The organism is Arthrobacter sp. NicSoilB11 (assembly GCF_019977375.1).
Taxonomy (GTDB): Bacteria; Actinomycetota; Actinomycetes; order Actinomycetales; family Micrococcaceae; genus Arthrobacter.
Genome location: NZ_AP024657.1, coordinates 4140268 through 4157698, shown reverse-complemented (window position 1 = coordinate 4157698; position 17431 = coordinate 4140268). Strand labels below are relative to the sequence as shown.

Below are 17431 nucleotides of genomic sequence, written 5' to 3'. Positions count from 1 at the left end.
TTAGTGGGCCAAGGCCGGTTCGGCCAGCTGAACCTTCTCCGCCTCGGTGGGCACGAAGCCCGCCTGGAGCTCGGAGCGGAGCTTGACCATGTCCAGCTCACCCTGCCACTTGGCGATTGCCACGCAGGAGACGATGTTGCAGACCGTGCTGGTGAGGGCACGGGCCTCGCTCATGAAGCGGTCGATGCCCACGATGAGGGCCACGCCGGCCACCGGCAGGGTGGGCATGACCGTCAGCGTCGCCACCAGGGCCACGAAACCACTTCCGGTGACGCCCGCCGCGCCCTTGGAGGTCAGCAGCATCATGCCGAGCATCAGCAGGATCTGGCCCCAGCTGAGGTGGATGTCGCAGGCCTGGGCGATGAACATGGAGGCGAGGGTGAGGTAGATGGCCGTTCCGGTCAGGTTGAAGGAGTAGCCGGTGGGGACCACCAGGCCCACAACGCTGCGGTCGCAGCCGATCCGTTCGAGCTTGGACAGCAGGCGCGGCAGGACCGGTTCGCTGGAGGACGTGGCCAGGACGATCAGGAACTCATCCTTGAAGTAGCGCAGGATCTGCCACAGGCTGAAGCCGGTCACCTTGGCCAGGATGCCCAGGCCGACCACCACGAAGACGATGCAGGCGGCGTAGAAGGCAAGGATCAGCATGCCGAGGTTTCCGATGGAGTGGGCGCCGTACTTGCCAACGGTGAAGGCCATGGCCCCGAAGGCTCCCAGCGGAGCCACCTTCATGATGTAGCCGAACATGATGAAGAGCAGCTTGTTGAAGCTGTTGACCACGTTCAGGGCCAGCTGGCCCGGTGCGCCGAGCTTGCTGAAGGCAAAGCCGCACAGCATTGCAATGACCAGCACGGGCAGGACCTCACCGTCGGCGAAGGCGCCAACGAAGGTGGTGGGGATGATGCTGAGGATGAAGTCCACGGGGTTGCTGCTGGGCAGTTGCGTGGTGTACTTCTGCGCCACCGAGGAGTCCAGGTGCGTGGGATCGATGTGCATCCCGGCGCCGGGCTGGAACAGCGTCACCGCGGCCAGGCCCAGGGCCAGGGCGAGTGCCGTCAGCGCGTAGAAGAGGCCAAGCGAACGGATCAGGGTGGGGCCCACCTTCTTGGTGTCCCGCAGCGAGGTGATGCCTCCGACGATGGTGCAGAACACGATGGGGGCGATCATGAACTTCACGAGTTTCACGAAGCCGTCGCCGATGGGCTTGAGGGACGAACCGAGGTCGGGCCACAGTGCGCCCACAACGACGCCGAGGGCGACTCCGATGAGTACCTGGACATACAGGTGTCCGAGGATGGATTTGATCTTCATTGAACAACTTCCTGGTTGGTGCGGCCCCTTAATGATGGGGCAAAGAGATAAGGGGTTTTAGGCAGACAGCTCGGCGGCCGGGGCCACGTCGATATCTGCGGTGGCGATGTGGCGGGCTGCCCGGTGGAGGGCCACTTCGCTGACGGCGCCGGTGTCATCGGTGATGATTTCGGCGGTGATCACGCCGGCGGGCGTCCCGACCCGCAGCAAGCGGGGAGTTCCGGTGCCGGTGGAGGGTGATTGGCCTGCTGCGTTGGCTACGACCGATGACTGCAGCGAGGATGCAAGGGCAACTGCCACGGCTGAGGTCAGGCCGATGGCCGGGTGGGGTGCGAGCATGGACAGCATCCGCACCCGCACGTCGTGGCTGCCGGCGGTGATGGTTGTTCCGTCCGCGGTGATGTAGTCGCCGGCTGGCGCCACAACCCCGACTTTCGGGACAGCGTTCTGCGGCGGATCCTCAGGCTTCCGCAGCCCCATGATGAGGCCGGCTGATGCCCGTGCCGCGATGAGGTCCGGCAGCTGGGCGGTGAGGTTGTCCGTCATTGAGGAAAGATCGACGCCGGCCTGGTCGGCTGCGAGGAGCACGGCAGGGGCGCCGGCGTCCACCATCGTTGCGCCCAGGGTCCTGCCGTTGACCTGGAGTTGGTCCACGGTGTTGCCGGTAGGCAGGAGTGCACCGGTGTTCTGGCCCCAGGGGCCGTGGAACGAGAGGCTGACGGGAACACCGGCGGCGCTGCTGCCCGGAACCCGTGCCAGGCCGGACTTGGGAATGTGGCCGCCGGGAGTTGGAACCGCTCCGCTGAGCACGGCGCCGGAAGTGACGTGGCGCATGCGGACCTTGGTCATGCCGTCCCGGGCGGGAACGATGCCCGTCTGGACGGCGAACAGGGCAATGGCGGTGGCGCAGTTGCCGCAGTTGGAACCCAGCTCAACGGTGGGGTCACCGATCCCTACCTGGGCGAAAAGGTAGTCGAGGTCTGCCTCGGCACCAGGGGTTGCCCAGATGACCGCAGCCTTTGACGTGGTGGACGTTCCGCCCCCGACGCCGTCCAGCTGCCGCGCATCCGCTGCGCCGAAAGCGGCTGACAGCAGTGCGGGGATTTCCTCGCGGGTGGGGGCGTGGAGGGCCACGTCCCTGGCATCGAAGAGCCAGCACTTGCTGGTGCCGCCCCGGTACCAATGTCCTTTGAGTCCCACTGTATTTCTCCCTCGTAACTTGCAGGTGCTCTACTTCACAGCACCTTGTACTTCTACGATCCGGGATGGGAGCCTTCAGCACAATCGCAAATAAATGGACGACTATCTACTTTTGCTAAACTCAGTGCATGGCAATCCTCGATCTCCACCGGCTCCATGTGCTCCGTGAGGTGGGCCGTTCCGGCTCCCTGACCTCGGCTGCTACCGCCCTTTCCTTCACCACCTCGGCGGTGTCGCAGCAGATAGCCAAACTCGAGCAGGAGATGGGCGTGGTCCTCATCGAGCGCCATCCCCGGGGCGTGGTCCTGACCGAGGCGGGGCACGCCCTGCTGCACTACGCCGACGACATCGACAGGACCGTTGAAGCCGCCCGTGCCGAAATGGGGGAGTTCGCGGGCCTTCGGCGGGGCCAGCTCCGGCTTGGGACCTTTCCCACCGGCGGGGCCTCCCTGATGCCCGACGTTGTGCTGGCGTTCCGCGCCCGCCACCCGGAGGTGGCAGTGACGGTTGTCAGTGCCCGCCGGGACGGCCTGCTGGAACGGCTGCGGCGGCGGGAAATCGAACTGACGCTGCTGTGGGACTATCCCTGGCAGCAGATCGAGGACCCTGACCTGGCCCTGGTCAGGCTGATGAACGATCCAACAGTGCTGCTGGTACCGCGGGAGCACCCCATTGCGAAACTGGGCTCGGTCCGCATCGGCGCCTTGAGCGACCAGGAATGGGTGGTGCGCGACGAGCACCCCGTGGCCGATGTCCTCAGCCGGGTATGCCGCGACGCCGGGTTCGAACCGCGGATCGCCTTCGCCGCCAACGATTACCAGGAGACACAAGGCATGGTGGCGGCCGGTATCGGGATCGCCCTGGCACCCAGGCTGGCGCTGACGGCCCTGCGCCCCGACGTGGTGGCGGTCCCGCTCGCCGGATCGCCGAAGCGCCGGATCCTCCTGGCCCACCTGGCAAACCGGCGGCTCAGCCCCGCGGCGCAGCAGGCAACCAAGGTGTTCCGTTCCATCGCCAAGGGCACGGCTTCCTGACAAAGGAGGGTGCCGCCGTCGTACGGTGCCTTTCCTGACGCCTACCGGGCCAGGGGCCCGGCAACCAGCGCCCGGGCAAGGTCCATGAATTCGGCGTGGGTCACCGGAGCAGGGCCTGCCGTCGAGGCAGCTGCCGTGTCGGTGTTCCGGGCGACGGCGAAGCTGTCGCTGACGAAGCGCCGGTGCACAATGACGCTCCCGATCGCCGGCAGGACCAGCAGGAACTGGCCGTAGTTGCCCTCCGCCATGAACGCCCCCTCCCACTGCGGGCCGGATTCCCGGGGGAGCCACCACAGGTAGCCGTAGTCGCAGGTGCCAAAACCGGTGGCCGGCGCCATGTCTGCGCGCCTGACATGGGTGGCCACGCTGTCCCTGACCCACTCCCGGGGGACATGCTGCCGTCCCTCCCACTGGCCGCAGGCAGCCATCAGCATCCCGATCTTGGCCAGGTCCCGGGCGGAGAGGAAGAAGTGGTAGGCAGGGAAGGCGGACTTTCGGGCGTCCCCGAGCATTCGCTGGCGTGTGGGGTCGTAGTCGTCGAACCCCAGCGGACCGGCCAGGTGCTTCTGGAACGCTTCGAAGACGGTCAGGCCGCTGGCCTTCTCGAAGATCGCGCCGGCGGCGTTGAAATCCCAGTTGTTGTAGAGGAAATACTGCCCCGGTGCTTTTGTGCCACGTGAAGGGAAAACATCCTCGTCGCTGCCCGGGCTGGAGGGCGGATGGTAGACGCCCGAACGCGACGTCAACAGGTCACGGAGCCGGGCCGTCCGCTCGATGGGCAGCAGGCCGCCAACATCATCAACACCGAACTCATCGAGTGTGGCGTCGAGGCTGACCGTGCCGGCGTCCACCTGGATTCCGAAAAGGATCGAGAGCAGGCTCTTGCGCACGGAGGCGACGTAACTGGCGCGGGTGGTGTCGCCGAGTTCAAGGATGGTCCTGCCGTCCTGGCGGACCAGCAGGGACGAGGTGTTCCGGGGCACCGGAAGTGCGGGGACGTGGACGGCGGTCACGGGGCTCCTGGTGGTGGGTGAATGAAAAAAGCCCGGGGACCCAGCGGAGGCCGGGTCCCCAGGCACGGGATTGCGGGGTTACTTGGTGTAGCCGAAGACCTGGTTCCACTTGGCAAGGTCGTCCTTGCCGTAGGTCACGGCGTCGGTGTTCTGCATGCGGTAGACCTTGCCGGAATCGACGGCGGGGAGCGTCACGCCCATGATGGTGGGCGGTGCCACGTCGGTGCGGACTGGGTATTCACCGATCTGCGCAAAGACCTGCTGGCCCTGCTTGGAAAGGTTGTAGTTCATGAAGACCTTCGCGGCTTCCACGTTCGTGGCGGTGCCCGTCATGCCCAGGTAATAGTCGTACGAGACGAGTCCTTCCTCGGGGACGATGAACTTGACCGGGGCCTTGTCCTGGACGGCCGAGATGTTGGTGCCGCTGATGGTGACCGTGCCCACGGCCACTTCACCGCGGGCCAGCGCCGTGGCCTCAGCACCCAGGGAGTCGTAGATCTTGGGCTTCTGCGCAGCGTACTTGGCGAAGTAGTCGCCGCCCATCTTGGTTTCCATGAACCTGTTCAGCGCAGCGGTGCTGCCGCCCGAGCCGCCCTGGACGATGCCCAGCTTGCCCTGCCACTTGCCGCCGACGGCATCCGCCCAGGACTTGGGGGCATCGGCTTCCTTCACCAGCTGGGTGTTGTACCCCAGGGTGTAGACGGAGTTGAACATGCGGGTGAACTGGCCGCCGTCCACGGAAACGTCCTTGAGGGCCGAGGCGCCGGGTACGTCATAGGCCTTCCAGACCTTGGCGTCCTCCATGGACTTGGCAATCCGGTAGTCGGAGGTGCGGATGACGTCGGCGCTGAGCTTGCCGGCGCCCTGTTCGGAGAGAACGCGTTCGGAGAGCTTGTTCGGGGTGAGCCGTACGACGTTGACCTTGATGCCGGTGTCCTTGGTGAAGGCGTCAACCAGCGCGCTTTCAGAGGAATCGGTGTAGCCGGAGTAGAGGGACAGGGTCTGGGTCTTGGCCTTCTCGTAGGTGTCCTTGTCCGCGATGGATTCGCCGTTGATCACCAGTCCGTTGTCGGTGTTCACAGCTGCGGTGGCAGTGACCACGCCGGCACTCTGGGCGGGGCTTCCGCACCCGGCCAGGCTGAGGGCGAGCAGCACTCCGGCTGCGGTGAAGGCGGGAAGTTTGGACGCTAACTTCATTGTGGGTGTCCCTTTCAAAGGTGGGTGTGAGGTCAGTTCTTGGTCTTGCGTTCGCCGCCGACTTTTTGGGCGATGACGGCGAGGATTCCGATGACGAGGCAGTACAGGACGCTGACGGCGGCAGCTGCCTGGCTCTGGCCGTTGTCGAAGTTGTCGAACACGAGGATGGACAGGATCCGGGTGTTCGAGGTGAAGAGGAAGATGGAGGCGCTGAGCTCACGCATGGACAGCATGAGGAAGAGCAGGAACGAGGACATGATGCCGACGCGCATCAGGGGCAGGGTGACGTCCAGGACGGAACGGGTCCGTCCGGCGCCGAGCATGACCGCGCTGTCCTCGAGGTCCTGGTCCATCTGGAGCATCGATGCGGAGACGCCGCGGTAGCCCTGGGGCATGAACACTGCAACGCAGGCGACGGCGAGGATCGCCAGGGTGCCGTAGATGGGCAGGGGCAGCAGCAGCCAGGTCCAGAGCAGTCCGATGCCCATCACGATGGCGGGGACGGCAAGGGGGGTCATGGCGACCAGTTCGATCAGCCGTCCCACCTTGGACTTGGTGCGGTAGCGGATGTAGGAGGCGATGAAGCTGAGGGTGGTGCCGGCGAATGCCGCGATCAGGGCCACCAGCACGCTGTTCTTGAGGGCAAGCTGGAAATCGTTGGATCCGAGGACTTCGATCAGCTTGGCGAAGCTGAGGGAATTGGCCTCCAGCAGCTGCGACATCGAGGACACGAAGGGGGTGGCCTGCATGGACGCGGCGAGCAGTGCGAGCATGGGCAGGACGACGGACACGGCGAAGTAGGCCAGGGCCAGAATGGTGAAGGGCCAGCGCATCTTGCGCAGCGGCACCTGCCGGGGACGGTTGCCCTTGCCGGTCATGGTGGTGAATTTGCGCTTGTTGATGATGCGCTGCTGGATGAGGGTCACGGCCATCAGCGCAACGGTCAGGATCACGGCGACGCTGGCAGCCTGGTTGCTCTTGGCCGGAGTGGCACTCATGAGGCGGTAGATATAGGTGGGCAGCGTGTCCACGCCGGCGGGGTTGCCGATGACCTGGGCCACGGGGAAGTTTTCCATCGTCAGCGCGAAGACCAGGACGGCGGAGCCCAGGATGGCCGGCAGGGCCAGGGGCAGGGTGACGGTCCGCAGCATGGTGCGCAGCGGAGCCCCGTGGACGGTGGCAGCCTCCTCGAGGTCGGCGTTCATCATCGACAGCGAGCTGTGCAGCAGCAGGAAGGCGTACGGGGCGTAGAAGATTCCCAGCACGAACACCAGGCCCGGGAGGCTGTAGATGTTGATGGCGGCGTCAATGCCCAGGTCGCGGAGGAAGATGTTGATGTAGCCGGCGCTGGGCGAGCAGAGCAGGGACCAGGCCAGGGCGCCCACCAGGGCGGGGATGAACATCGGCGCCATGCCGATGAAGAAGATGAACTTCCGCCACGGCGCATCGGAGCGGGCGCACACGAAGGCCAGGAATGCGCCGATCAGCAGGGCGATGAGTGCCGAGCCTGCGCCGACCATGAGTGAGTTGACCAGGGCCCCGAGTGCTTCCGGGGTGGCCAGCAGCGCCAGGTTGGACAGCGTCAGGCCGCCCAGGGAGATGCTGCCCGGCCGGGGAACGCTGTCCGAGAACGCGGCGAGCAGGACCAGGGCAAGGGGGAGGACGATGAGGACGCCGAGGATGACCAGGACGATCAGGCCCGGCGTGTTCTTCCGGAGGCCGGCAAGGGTCCGGGCAGAGCGGTAGTTCCGGGGTTCGGGCTTCGGTGCCAGGCGGGCCTCGACGCGGCTGGCCGCCTCGGTGGTCTTGAGGCTCATGCGAGGACCTCAGCCGGCAGGATCTGGACTTCGCGGGGGTTGACGGTGACCCACACGCGGTCCCCCACCTTGTGCTGTTCGCCGCGCCTCAGCCCGCCCAGTGCGTCCAGTTCGGGCCCGGATTCCAGCTGGATCGCGTACCGGATGTCGTTCCCCTGGAAGCCCGCCACGCGTACCGTCCCCGGCCACGAGTTGGGGTGTTCGGTGGGCATGGCAGTGATCTGCAGGTCCTCGGCCCGGATGCAGACCTTGGGGGATGCGCCCGCATCACTGGCCTGCTGCGCCGACTGGATGGTGAGCTCACTGTTGGTGATGCGTGCGGTGGTGGCGCCGGTGGCCGTGCCCTCCGGGGTGCAGTCCATGATGTTGGAAACACCCAGGAAGTGGGCGATCGAGGCGCTGGCGGGTGCCTCGTACATGTGCTGCGGGGCGCCCATCTGCACAATCCGGCCGCCCTGGAGCAGGGCGATGCGGTCTGCCAGGGCGAAGGCTTCGTGCTGGTCGTGGGTGACGTACACGCAGGTGAGCCCCAACTGGAGCTGGATCTCACGCAGTTCAACCCGGAGCCGGTCACGCAGGCGGGCGTCAAGGTTGGAGAGCGGTTCGTCGAGCATGAGCACGCTGGGCCGCATGACCAGGCTGCGTGCCAGGGCCACGCGCTGCATCTGGCCACCGCTGAGCAGGCTGGCGCCGCGGTCGGCGTAGGGCTCCAGGCCGACCAGCGTGAGCGCCTCCATGACGCGCTCATCGATTTCGCTCTTGGAGAGTTTCTTCTGCTTGAGCGAATAGGCAACGTTCTGGGCAACCGTCATGTGCGGCCATACCGCGTAGGACTGGAAGACCATGCCGACGTTGCGCTTGTTCGGGGGCAGGTTGATGCCCTTTTCGGAGTCGAAGACCACAACGTCGTCGATGATGATCCGCCCCGAGGTGGGCTCCTCCAGGCCGGCGATGCAGCGCATCGTGCTGGTCTTGCCGCAGCCCGACTGGCCCAGGAGGACCAGTGCCTCGCCGTCTTCAATGTCGAGGTTGAGGTTTTCGATGGCAGTGAAGCTTCCGTACTTCAGCTGCAGGTTTTGAATGCTGATTTTCATGGCTGATTCCTTGGGCTGGGTTTTCCTGTAGGGGTTTCTTCAGTCACTTGGCACCAGGATGGTGCTTTCGCTGATGACGCGGGCCGAGCGTTGAAAGGAGACTTCAGCGGGATCGGCTGCATCCAATGCCAGCGCCGTCTTGCCTTTCAGTAAGTGGATAAAGAGTCCGGCCTCCGCCGCCGGAACCACGTTGCGCTGCACCACGCTGCCTGCGGTCCCCGAAGCAGCCGCGACGGCGACCGCGCTGGTGAGGCCGATGGCGGGGTGCAACGCGCTCATCGAGATCATCCGGACCGAAACGCCGGTTGCGCCTGCGGGCGGAGGCCCCACGACGCCAACCTTCGGAATGGAGCTGAGGTTCTGCGGCAGCCCCATCCGGCGGGCGGCCGCAGCGCGCAACTGCGGAGCGATCCGGACTAGTGCCTCCAAGGCTTCCTCGCTGGCGGTTGCGTCCAGCCCCAGGTCCTGTGCGGCAAAGAGTGCAGCCGGGGCGCCCGCGTCGATCAGTGTCGCCTGGTACCGCTTCCCGTCGACCTCGATGTCATCCGTGGCGTTGCCTGTGGGGAACTGTGCACCGTAGCTGGACCAGGAGTACTTCTGGAAGATGACGTCGATGGGGACGCCGGGGTAGTGCTGGCCGTCGAGGCGCCGCCCGCCGTAGGCCGGTACCTGCGCCCCCGGTGTGGGGATCTCGCAAACGAGGCGCAGCCCGGTCACGGTGTTCAGGATGGGGACCCGGGTGACTTCCCCGGTGGGAGCGACCAGCCCGGCATGGAGCGCGTAGAGGCCCAGCGCTGTTGCGCAGTTGCCGCAGTTGCTGGCCCACTCGACTGCCGGCTTGTCGATGGCCACCTGGGCGAACCGGTAGCGGACCGTTCCGTCCCGGTCGGTGCCGGCCACGGTGATCGCCTTGCTGGTGGTCGACGAGGCGCCGCCTACTCCGTCGATCTGGCGGAGATCCGGCGAACCGAAGGTGCGGATGAGGAGACGGTCCGTCTCCAGGGCGTCAGCCGGAAGGTCCTTGTCCCGGAATATCCAGCACTTGCTGGTGCCGCCACGGACGAGGGTGGCCGGCACCGGGGTGACCGGGAGGGTGCCGGCGTGCGGCTCTTCCCTGAATAGAAGCGTCATTGGTTCTCCTGAAAAACCCCGGGCTACCGTGTGCAGCCGCCGGATGAATGTTCAAAGCTGAGCAAACCAGAATCCGGTTATTACCCTGCTGTATGGCGTTGGTCACAAACGGTATACCGTTTATATGACTTAAGCAACAGTCTTCAAAAGATGAATACCGAAAGGGGAGTGTGGGTGCCTGGTGCTTTTGGGAGAGTGTGCGAAATATCGGCACGGTGTTCACAGCCCGCCGGAACGGTATGCAGTGCGCTAGAATTACGGCTAAAGGTATGGCGCCGGCGCGTCCTGCCGCTTGTTTGCATGAAGACCGGAGGCCGCCCGTGGCGTCGCAACCAGAGACAAGCCCCTACCTGATGATCAGGAACGCCATCATCTCGCAGGAGCTGCCTCCCCGTGCCCAGCTCGTTGAAAGCGCCCTGGCCAAGAAGTACAACGTCTCCCGGACGCCCATCAGGGAAGCCTTGCGGCGCCTCGAAACCGAGGGGCTCGTGGAGCGCTACGGTTCACGCATGCAGGTGCGGGAGTACCGCCCGGAGGAGATGCTGGACCTCTATGAGGTGCGGACCTTCCTGGAGGAGGCAGCCGCAAAAACTGCGGCTCTCCGGCACACGGACATGGACCTGATGCTGATCGACCGCGCACACCAGGCCATGGTCACCCTTGATTTCGATGCTGCCACTCCGGCTGAACTGGCCGCCGCCAACCGCACCTTCCATGAGCGCATCTGGGCCGCCAGCCACAGCGCCGCCCTCCTTGACCTGCTCGACCGGATCCTGGTCCACTTCATCCGCTACCCCGGCACCACGCTCTCCACCAAGGAGCGCTGGGACCGCGTGCTGAAGGAGCACGAGGAGCTGCTGGTTGCCATCCGCGCACGGAACGCGGAGGAGGCCGGCCGCATCGCCAGCGCCCACATGGACGAAGCAAAGAACATCCGCATCCAGATGTACATCGACGCCCAGGAAATCAGCCACCCGCGCCTGGGGTAGCCACCACCTCCGGCACTCACCCTCTCCTGCCATGCCCCCAAGGCATGTGCCGCCACCCCATTGCATGCTACGGCATACTTATGTATACAATCGTGTACAGCGATGGAGCTGAGGAGATTGATGATGATCAAGAGCGACGTTTTGGTAGTGGGCGGCGGCAACGCCGGATTTGCGGCAGCACTTGCAGCCGCCGAGCGTGGACGCAAAGTTGTCCTGCTGGAAAAGGCGCGGGAAGCCGCCTCGGGCGGCAACAGCTTCTACACCGCCGGTGCCACGCGCATCTCCCACGACGGGCTCCAGGAGCTCATCGAATTCGTGGAACCGGATGAGCGGCACGCCGCCAGCGAAGTCCCCGCGTACACCGCTGCCGAATACCTTGCCGATCTGTCCAAGGTCTCTGAAGGGCGCAACGACCCCGAACTGTCCGCGGTCCTGGTCAACGAAAGCAACCCGACCTTGCGCTGGCTTCAGGGCATGGGACTCAAATACCGCCTGATGTACGAACGCCAGGCGTACCGGACCCAGGACGGCGGGTATCTGTTCTGGGGCGGACTGCACGTGGGCAACGTGGGCGGCGGCAAGGGACTCATGGCCGACCACCGCGCCGCCGCGGAGCGCATGGGCGTGGAGGTCATCTACGACTGCGCAGCCACCGGCCTCATCCAGGAGGACGGCCGCGTGCGCGGCGTCCGGTACCGCACGTCAACCGGGGAAGGCGAGCTCCGGGCCGAGTCGGTCATCCTCGCCTCGGGAGGTTTTGAAGCCTCACCTGAACTGCGCCGCCAACACCTGGGGGAGGGCTGGCAGAACGCGAAAGTACGCGGCACGCCGGGCAACACGGGGGAGATGATCCTGGCCGCCCTCGACGCCGGGGCGGCCAGGGGCGGCGACTGGTCCACGTGCCACAGCGTGGCCTGGGACGCCTGGCACCCGGAGAACGAGAGCAACCTGGCGCTCACCAACCAGCTCACCCGCGGCGGGTACCCGCTGGGCATCGTGGTGAACAGCGACGGGAAGCGGTTCGTGGACGAGGGCGCCGACTACCGCAACTACACCTACGCGAAGTACGGCCGGGACATCCTTGCCCAGCCGGGCTCGGCCGCCTTCCAAATCTTTGACGCTTCTTCCCGCCCCATGCTGCGCGCCGAGGAGTACGACATGCCGGGCGTCTCGGTGGTCACCGCTCCAACCCTCGCCGAGCTGGCCCAAAAGGCCGGTATCAGCCCCGAGGGTTTGGAGGAGACGGTGCACAACTTCAATGCTTCGATCACCGGCAGCTCGCCCTTCGACCCCAACGTCAAGGACGGACGCCGGGCCGACACCCAGCCGCCGAAGAGCAACTGGGCCCGCAGCATCGCCACCGGCCCGTTCTACGCTTTCCCGGTGACCTGCGGCATCACCTTCACCTTCGGTGGCCTCAAGACGGACACCTGGGGCCGCGTGCTCACCGAAGACGCGGAGCCGCTCGAAGGGCTGTATGCCTGCGGGGAAGCGCTGGGCGGACTGTTCAGCGGAAACTACCCCGGCGGCTCCGGGCTTGCGGCGGGCGCCGTCTTCGGCCGCCGTGCCGGCTCCATCGCCTAGGCAACCCAGCAGCCCCCACCAGCAACGGAAAAGAGGAAAAAGTGGCCAGTCCCATCCACCAGCGGCTTCGCGAGGATGTTCTCGCGAGTGTCTTTGCGCCTGACGAGCCGCTCACGGAGGCGAAGCTCACTGAGCGGTACGGGGCATCCCGGACACCTGTGCGGGAGGCGCTGCAGCGGCTGGAACAGGACGGGCTGGTGGAACGGCGCGGCAAGGCGGTGGTGGTCCGTACGCATTCAGCCGAGGAGATCATCGACATCTACGAGTCGAGGATCATCCTGGAGCAGGCCGCCGCGGCCAAGGCTGCCGTCAAGGCAACCGCCCTGGACCGCCAGCTGCTCACGGGGCTGCTGGCGCAGATGCAGCAGCTGGATCCCAATGATGGCCGGGCGCTCGCGGAAACCAACCGCGCCTTCCATGCCCAGCTGTGGCACGCCACCCACAGCCCGTCGCTGATCGGACTGCTGGAACGCCTTGACCAGCAGGTGCGCCGGTACACCCTCACCACCCTGACCTACCCGGGAAGGTGGCCGGTGGTGCTGGCGGACTACGCCGAGCTGCTGGACGCCATCGGGGACGGCGACTCCGAGCGCGCGGGTGAGATCGCCGCCCGCCACATGTCCGACGCCTTGAACATCAGGCTGAAGATGTACGCCGACGATCCCAGGACGCTCTAGGCCGCCGGCGACCGCGGGCATCCGCACCAGACCCGCCGGCAGATGTTCCTGCATACTCCATCGCAACAGGAAACCCGAAAGTCGGGCGCAGGGCATCAGCCGGTGCAAAGAGGCGGGGCAGGCTCCAATGGGCCTGCCCCGCCTCGCTTTTCCGCGCCTTATGCGCCGGGCCGGCTTCGCTGGAACGGACGACGACGGCGCCGGGCGAGTGCCGCCGTCGTACTATCTGCGGGGCTGGTTTCCTGCGGGGAAGCGTGCGTCCGGACGCACAGGAACGGCACAGCAGCAACCGGCCCACGGCATAGCCCCGTGCGGTTTCGTTGCATCATGACCACTTCACGCACACCCCGCCAGCCCGACCTTGACCAGCCGCACCCCGACCACGACCGGGGGCTGGAGTTCGACTTGAACACCCTGGTAAGCCGCAGGTCCCTGGGACTGTTCCTGGGCGCAGGCGGTGCTGTGGCCGCGCTCGCCGCCTGCACGCCGGCCGGAACCTCTGGCTCTGTCTCCCCGGCATCAAGCACGGCGGCGGCCGCCACATCCTCCGCGTCTGCCACGACCACTGACTCCGCCGTCACTCCGACGCTGACCAGGGTCATCGCCGAGTGCGGCGTGGAAATCCCGCAGGAGACCGCAGGCCCCTATCCGGGGGATGGCTCCAACGGACCGAATGTCCTGGAGGCATCCGGGGTGGTGCGGAAGGACATCACGTCGAGCTTCGGGACTGCCTCCGCAAAGGCGGAGGGCGTTCCGCTGACCTTCATCCTGACCCTCCTGGACAACGCCAAGGGCTGCACCCCGATGGCCGGTGCCGCGGTGTACGCCTGGCACTGCGACCGGGACGGAAAATACTCGATGTACGACTCGAGCCTGAAGAACGAGAACTACCTGCGCGGCGTGCAGGAAGCCGACGCCAACGGGCAGGTCACGTTCACGTCGATCTTCCCGGCCGCCTACTCCGGGCGCTGGCCGCACATCCACTTCGAAGTGTTTGAGTCCATGAACAATGCCACCGCCGCCGGGCAGGTATTGGCCGTCTCCCAGATCGCGCTGCCGCAGGCGGCCTGCGACGACGTGTACGCCACCCCCGGGTACGAGCGCAGCGTCGCGAACATGACCCGCACAACGCTCAAGTCGGACAACGTGTTCGGGAACGACGGCGGCATCTACCAGCTGGCAACGATGACCGGTTCCGCCGCGGAGGGCTATACGGCGGGACTCAACGTGACAATCTAGGCTGCCGCAGCTCCCCGTTCCGAGCCACTGCCTCCGGTTTCGTCATGTGGGCCTGGTAGTAAGGGACAATCGAGAGGTCAACACCTGAGGAGCGTGCGGATCGATGGGGCTGGGTATGGGGCGCACCCGCGGGAGCGTGGCTGTTGCGTGCCTGCGTTTGCTCGTTGCCTCGCTCTGCGCAGCGGCGGTGCTGGCCAGCGGTGCTGGCAGTGCGGTGGCCCCTTCCCTGCTGCAGCCCCATGACCGGGTTTCCAGCCAGCCGCGGGTGGTGCCGATGCCACCGCCATTGTCCGACGTGCTGGATCAGCCGGCCGCTGTCCCTGGCGGGTACCCGATGGCCTTGACGGCCCAGGTGGGAAACCACCACGTCCATGCCTCCTGGACCTACGTTGACGGGCTGCCCGCCTTCAACGCCCGGATCGACTCGTGGCTGCTGGGACTCCTGGATGCGGCGGCTCCGGCGGGTGGCCGCTACCGGCCCGCGATGGCACTGAACGCCGGCCAGCACCAGGGCCGGGAAATGGTCATTTCGGCCAAACCCGTCCAGGCCAAGGGCAATGTGCTCGTGGTCCGTCAAAGAGTGTCGGACGCCGGGCCGGACGGAGTCAGTGCGATGGCGGCCGCCACCGTTTATATCGACCTGGCCTCCGGCGCGGTCCGGAGCGGCACCGACCTGCTAAGGCCTGAGTCCATCCCCGCCATCCAGGCACGCGCGGCGGGCATCCCTGCCGACATCGCCGCCCGCGCCCCTCAAGGAATCCCGACCGACCTTGTCCTCAGTCCGGAAGGCGAACTGACCGTCTCCGCAGGGCAGCCCGGCATGCCCGGCCGGGAGGTGACGGCCACGATGAATGCCGCAGACACGGCGGCTGCCCTCAGCGATTACGGCCGCCAGGTGCTGGGGCAGCTGAACGCCGCCGCAGCACCGCGCCCGGCAAGCGCCCCGGCCCACCGGCACGTGAACTGCGATCTTGTCCCGTGCGCTGCACTGACCTACGACGACGGGCCCGACCCCCGCACCACGCCCCAGTTACTGGACATCCTGAAGGCCAACGATGCGCAGGCCACGTTCTTCATGACCGGGTCCAACACCACCGCCAACCCGGCCGCCGCCAGGCAGGTTGCCGAGGCCGGGTACGCCATCGGCAACCACACCTTCAGCCACCCCTACCTGACCAAGCTGTCCCCGCCCGCGATCAGGAAAGAGATGGACCGGACGGATGCCGCGATCCTGGCCGCCACGGGTTCCACTCCCACCATGATGCGTCCGCCGTACGGCGCGGCCGATGCAACGGTCCAGGCGGCAGTGGGCAAACCATTGATGATCTGGGCCGTGGACTCGCTGGACTGGCAGAGCAAGAATCCGGCGGCCTTCGTGCCCAAGGTGCTGAAGGAGGTCACGCCCGGGGCGATGGTGCTCATGCATGACGTCCAGCCGTCGACAATATCCGGGCAGCAGGAGCTGATTGCGGGCCTGCAGGGGCAGGGTTACAAGCTGGTGTCCGTCCCCCAGCTCTTCGAGGGGATTCCGCTGCTGCCCGGGCACGTTTACCGGTCCCGGCCGGCGCGGCCGTAGGGCTGCGGCGGCCGGGCTGGCTGCTCAAGCCGGCTTTTGCCGCGAACCACCGGTGGGCGATGGCGCGCGGTCAGGAGGCGCTGGCCCTGGAACTGCGCCGACGCCGGCCAGGCGCCGACCCAGCCAAAATCCCGCCGCCCACTGGGCCCACGTTCGCACGCCTGTCCCGCTGGTGGCGGAAGGCGACACAGGCCTGACGTACCGGGCTGCCTTTGCTGGAAGGTTCGACGACGGCAGCGGGTGATTTCCGCCGTCGACCATTGCTGCGGGTGCTTTTCTCCGGGGCCATCAGCCTGCAGCTGACGGTACGGGGGAGTCCTTCCAGGGCTGGACCCTGCAGGCCTTTAGCGCGCGACCGGGGCGGTAACGGGCGCGCAGCTGTTGCGCGGCAGGTAGTCCGCTTTGACTTCGATGCGGCGGGCACCCTCCGGGAGCTTCCCCTGCATCCGTCCGAGCACCAGCTCGATGGCGTGAACGGCGAGCATGTCGAGCGGCTGGCGGATGACGCTCAGCGGGGGAGAGGTGAGCTCAGTCCAGGGATTGTCGTCAAAGACAATGAGCGAAAGCTGATCGGGGATGTCAGTGCCCATCTGGACGAGCCTGCGGACTGAACTTTGCACCTGTGCCGTGTTGGCAACGATGAGTGCTGTTGGCGGCTGGCGCATCGCAAGCAGCGATCCTACGGCGTCCCCGCCCGCGTCCCCGCGAAAAGGTACGTCACGTATCAGCGTGGGGTCTACTGGCAGGGAGGCGTTCCGGTGTGCAGCCCTGTAGCCGTTCAACCTCGCACTCCCGGTGGAGGTGGTTAGCGGGCCCGTGATCAGCCCGATCCGGGTATGGCCCAGGCTGATGAGATGCTCGGTTGAGCGTTGTCCCGAGTCAAAGTTTTCGATGCTGACAACATCGACATCTTCGAGTTCTTCGATGGCACGGTCGATGAAGACGACATTGACGCCGAGGTCGCGCAGGCGCCTCCATTTTTCGATGTTGCCCCCGGTGGGAGTGGCAATGACGCCACTGACCGACCGGTCCAGCAACGTATCCAGGGAGTCCGCCTCCAGGTGCGGATCCTCCTGCGTGGTCATCAACACCACCTGCACGCCATGGCTGCGCGCCTCCCAGACGATCCTGTCCGCCAGGCGGGCGAAGAACGGGTTGGACAGATCGGTGACCACCAGGCCGATGGTGAGTGCATGCCCGGCGCTGAGTTCACGCGCTGCCGCCCTGGGCCGGTAACCCAGTTCATCGATGACCCTCAAGACCTCTTGCCTCTTTGCGGGTGCGACCGGTCCCGACTCCGGGTTCAGTACCCGTGAGACCACAGAGACGGATACTCCCGCAGCAGACGCTACGTCGCGAATGGTAGGCGCTTTGCGCACCGCTCCTCCTTGAGACACAAGACCTTCGTGGTTATGACCTACGCGATTTCTTTCAGCCGTTTGCTTCATGACGCCGGGCTGGAAGGTGATCGTTGACACAGCTTATCAGCAGCTGGTACAAAAGTGGAACCGGTTCCACTCCGGACGGTTTTCCCATAAAAAGCGACAAAGAAGTTGTGCCATCCGGCGA

General features: G+C 66.0%; 14 protein-coding genes and 1 pseudogene. 7 read left to right on the top strand and 8 right to left on the bottom strand.

The window, feature by feature from the left end; translation table 11 throughout:
* Together dctA and LDO14_RS19350 are read right to left on the bottom strand one after the other, a co-directional pair.
* Positions 1–1311 carry a C4-dicarboxylate transporter DctA gene (dctA, locus tag LDO14_RS19355; protein WP_134164971.1) on the bottom strand — a complete coding sequence of 437 codons (1311 nt, stop codon included), beginning with the start codon at positions 1309–1311 and terminating at the stop codon, positions 1–3.
* 57 nt (positions 1312–1368) lie between these two features.
* A complete protein-coding gene (locus LDO14_RS19350; RefSeq protein WP_223992985.1) occupies positions 1369–2511 on the bottom strand; it encodes a PrpF domain-containing protein in 1143 nt (380 codons plus the stop codon).
* Positions 2512–2639: 128 nt separating this feature from the next.
* On the opposite strand from LDO14_RS19350, the gene LDO14_RS19345 reads away from it, so the two are divergent.
* On the top strand, positions 2640–3545 hold the full coding sequence (locus tag LDO14_RS19345) for a LysR family transcriptional regulator (protein WP_223992982.1): 906 nt from the start codon (positions 2640–2642) through the stop codon (positions 3543–3545).
* 41 nt (positions 3546–3586) lie between these two features.
* Here LDO14_RS19345 and LDO14_RS19340 read toward each other — a convergent pair whose 3' ends face one another.
* From LDO14_RS19340 to LDO14_RS19320, 5 genes are all read right to left on the bottom strand, one after another.
* On the bottom strand, positions 3587–4558 hold the full coding sequence (locus tag LDO14_RS19340; RefSeq protein WP_223992980.1) for a serine hydrolase: 972 nt from the start codon (positions 4556–4558) through the stop codon (positions 3587–3589).
* A gap of 78 nt (positions 4559–4636) precedes the next feature.
* Complete coding sequence (locus tag LDO14_RS19335) at positions 4637–5755, bottom strand: extracellular solute-binding protein (protein WP_056392020.1); 1119 nt, start codon at positions 5753–5755, stop codon at positions 4637–4639.
* Between the two features lie 32 nt (positions 5756–5787).
* Complete coding sequence (locus tag LDO14_RS19330; RefSeq protein ID WP_018772059.1) at positions 5788–7572, bottom strand: iron ABC transporter permease; 1785 nt, start codon at positions 7570–7572, stop codon at positions 5788–5790.
* Complete coding sequence (locus LDO14_RS19325) at positions 7569–8666, bottom strand: ABC transporter ATP-binding protein (protein WP_223992978.1); 1098 nt, start codon at positions 8664–8666, stop codon at positions 7569–7571. The genes LDO14_RS19330 and LDO14_RS19325 overlap by 4 nt, the downstream gene beginning before the upstream one ends.
* A gap of 39 nt (positions 8667–8705) precedes the next feature.
* Positions 8706–9797, bottom strand: coding sequence for a PrpF domain-containing protein (locus tag LDO14_RS19320; RefSeq protein ID WP_223992976.1), 1092 nt, complete (start codon positions 9795–9797; stop codon positions 8706–8708).
* Between the two features lie 320 nt (positions 9798–10117).
* On the opposite strand from LDO14_RS19320, the gene LDO14_RS19315 reads away from it, so the two are divergent.
* The 6 genes and pseudogenes from LDO14_RS19315 to LDO14_RS19290 all read left to right on the top strand — a co-directional run.
* Positions 10118–10786, top strand: a complete 669-nt coding sequence (locus LDO14_RS19315; protein ID WP_223992974.1) for a GntR family transcriptional regulator — start codon at positions 10118–10120, stop codon at positions 10784–10786.
* Positions 10787–10906: 120 nt separating this feature from the next.
* Entirely contained in the window at positions 10907–12370 is a 1464-nt protein-coding gene (gene tcuA / locus LDO14_RS19310; RefSeq protein ID WP_056392018.1) for an FAD-dependent tricarballylate dehydrogenase TcuA, read from the top strand.
* Between the two features lie 41 nt (positions 12371–12411).
* Positions 12412–13047 (top strand): GntR family transcriptional regulator, encoded by a 636-nt coding sequence (locus LDO14_RS19305; protein WP_026266199.1) that lies wholly within the window; start codon positions 12412–12414, stop codon positions 13045–13047.
* Between the two features lie 327 nt (positions 13048–13374).
* Positions 13375–14286, top strand: a complete 912-nt coding sequence (locus LDO14_RS19300) for an intradiol ring-cleavage dioxygenase (RefSeq protein WP_018769916.1) — start codon at positions 13375–13377, stop codon at positions 14284–14286.
* 115 nt (positions 14287–14401) lie between these two features.
* Positions 14402–15862, top strand: a complete 1461-nt coding sequence (locus LDO14_RS19295) for a polysaccharide deacetylase family protein (RefSeq protein WP_223992971.1) — start codon at positions 14402–14404, stop codon at positions 15860–15862.
* Between the two features lie 2 nt (positions 15863–15864).
* A pseudogene (locus tag LDO14_RS19290) lies at positions 15865–16059 on the top strand (polyketide cyclase); the annotation flags it as partial.
* Between the two features lie 147 nt (positions 16060–16206).
* Here LDO14_RS19290 and LDO14_RS19285 read toward each other — a convergent pair.
* Complete coding sequence (locus LDO14_RS19285; protein WP_223995313.1) at positions 16207–17310, bottom strand: LacI family DNA-binding transcriptional regulator; 1104 nt, start codon at positions 17308–17310, stop codon at positions 16207–16209.
* Positions 17311–17431 lie beyond the last annotated feature (121 nt).

Excerpts from the sequence above, each read along its gene's own strand:
- dctA (WP_134164971.1), bottom strand. The coding sequence starts at position 1,311 with ATGAAGATCAAATCCATCCTCGGACACCTGTATGTCCAGGTACTCATC.
- LDO14_RS19345 (WP_223992982.1), top strand. The coding sequence starts at position 2,640 with ATGGCAATCCTCGATCTCCACCGGCTCCATGTGCTCCGTGAGGTGGGC.
- LDO14_RS19335 (WP_056392020.1), bottom strand. The coding sequence starts at position 5,755 with ATGAAGTTAGCGTCCAAACTTCCCGCCTTCACCGCAGCCGGAGTGCTG.
- LDO14_RS19330 (WP_018772059.1), bottom strand. The coding sequence starts at position 7,572 with ATGAGCCTCAAGACCACCGAGGCGGCCAGCCGCGTCGAGGCCCGCCTG.
- LDO14_RS19325 (WP_223992978.1), bottom strand. The coding sequence starts at position 8,666 with ATGAAAATCAGCATTCAAAACCTGCAGCTGAAGTACGGAAGCTTCACT.
- LDO14_RS19320 (WP_223992976.1), bottom strand. The coding sequence starts at position 9,797 with ATGACGCTTCTATTCAGGGAAGAGCCGCACGCCGGCACCCTCCCGGTC.
- tcuA (WP_056392018.1), top strand. The coding sequence starts at position 10,907 with ATGATGATCAAGAGCGACGTTTTGGTAGTGGGCGGCGGCAACGCCGGA.
- LDO14_RS19300 (WP_018769916.1), top strand. The coding sequence starts at position 13,375 with ATGACCACTTCACGCACACCCCGCCAGCCCGACCTTGACCAGCCGCAC.
- LDO14_RS19295 (WP_223992971.1), top strand. The coding sequence starts at position 14,402 with ATGGGGCGCACCCGCGGGAGCGTGGCTGTTGCGTGCCTGCGTTTGCTC.
- LDO14_RS19285 (WP_223995313.1), bottom strand. The coding sequence starts at position 17,310 with ATGAAGCAAACGGCTGAAAGAAATCGCGTAGGTCATAACCACGAAGGT.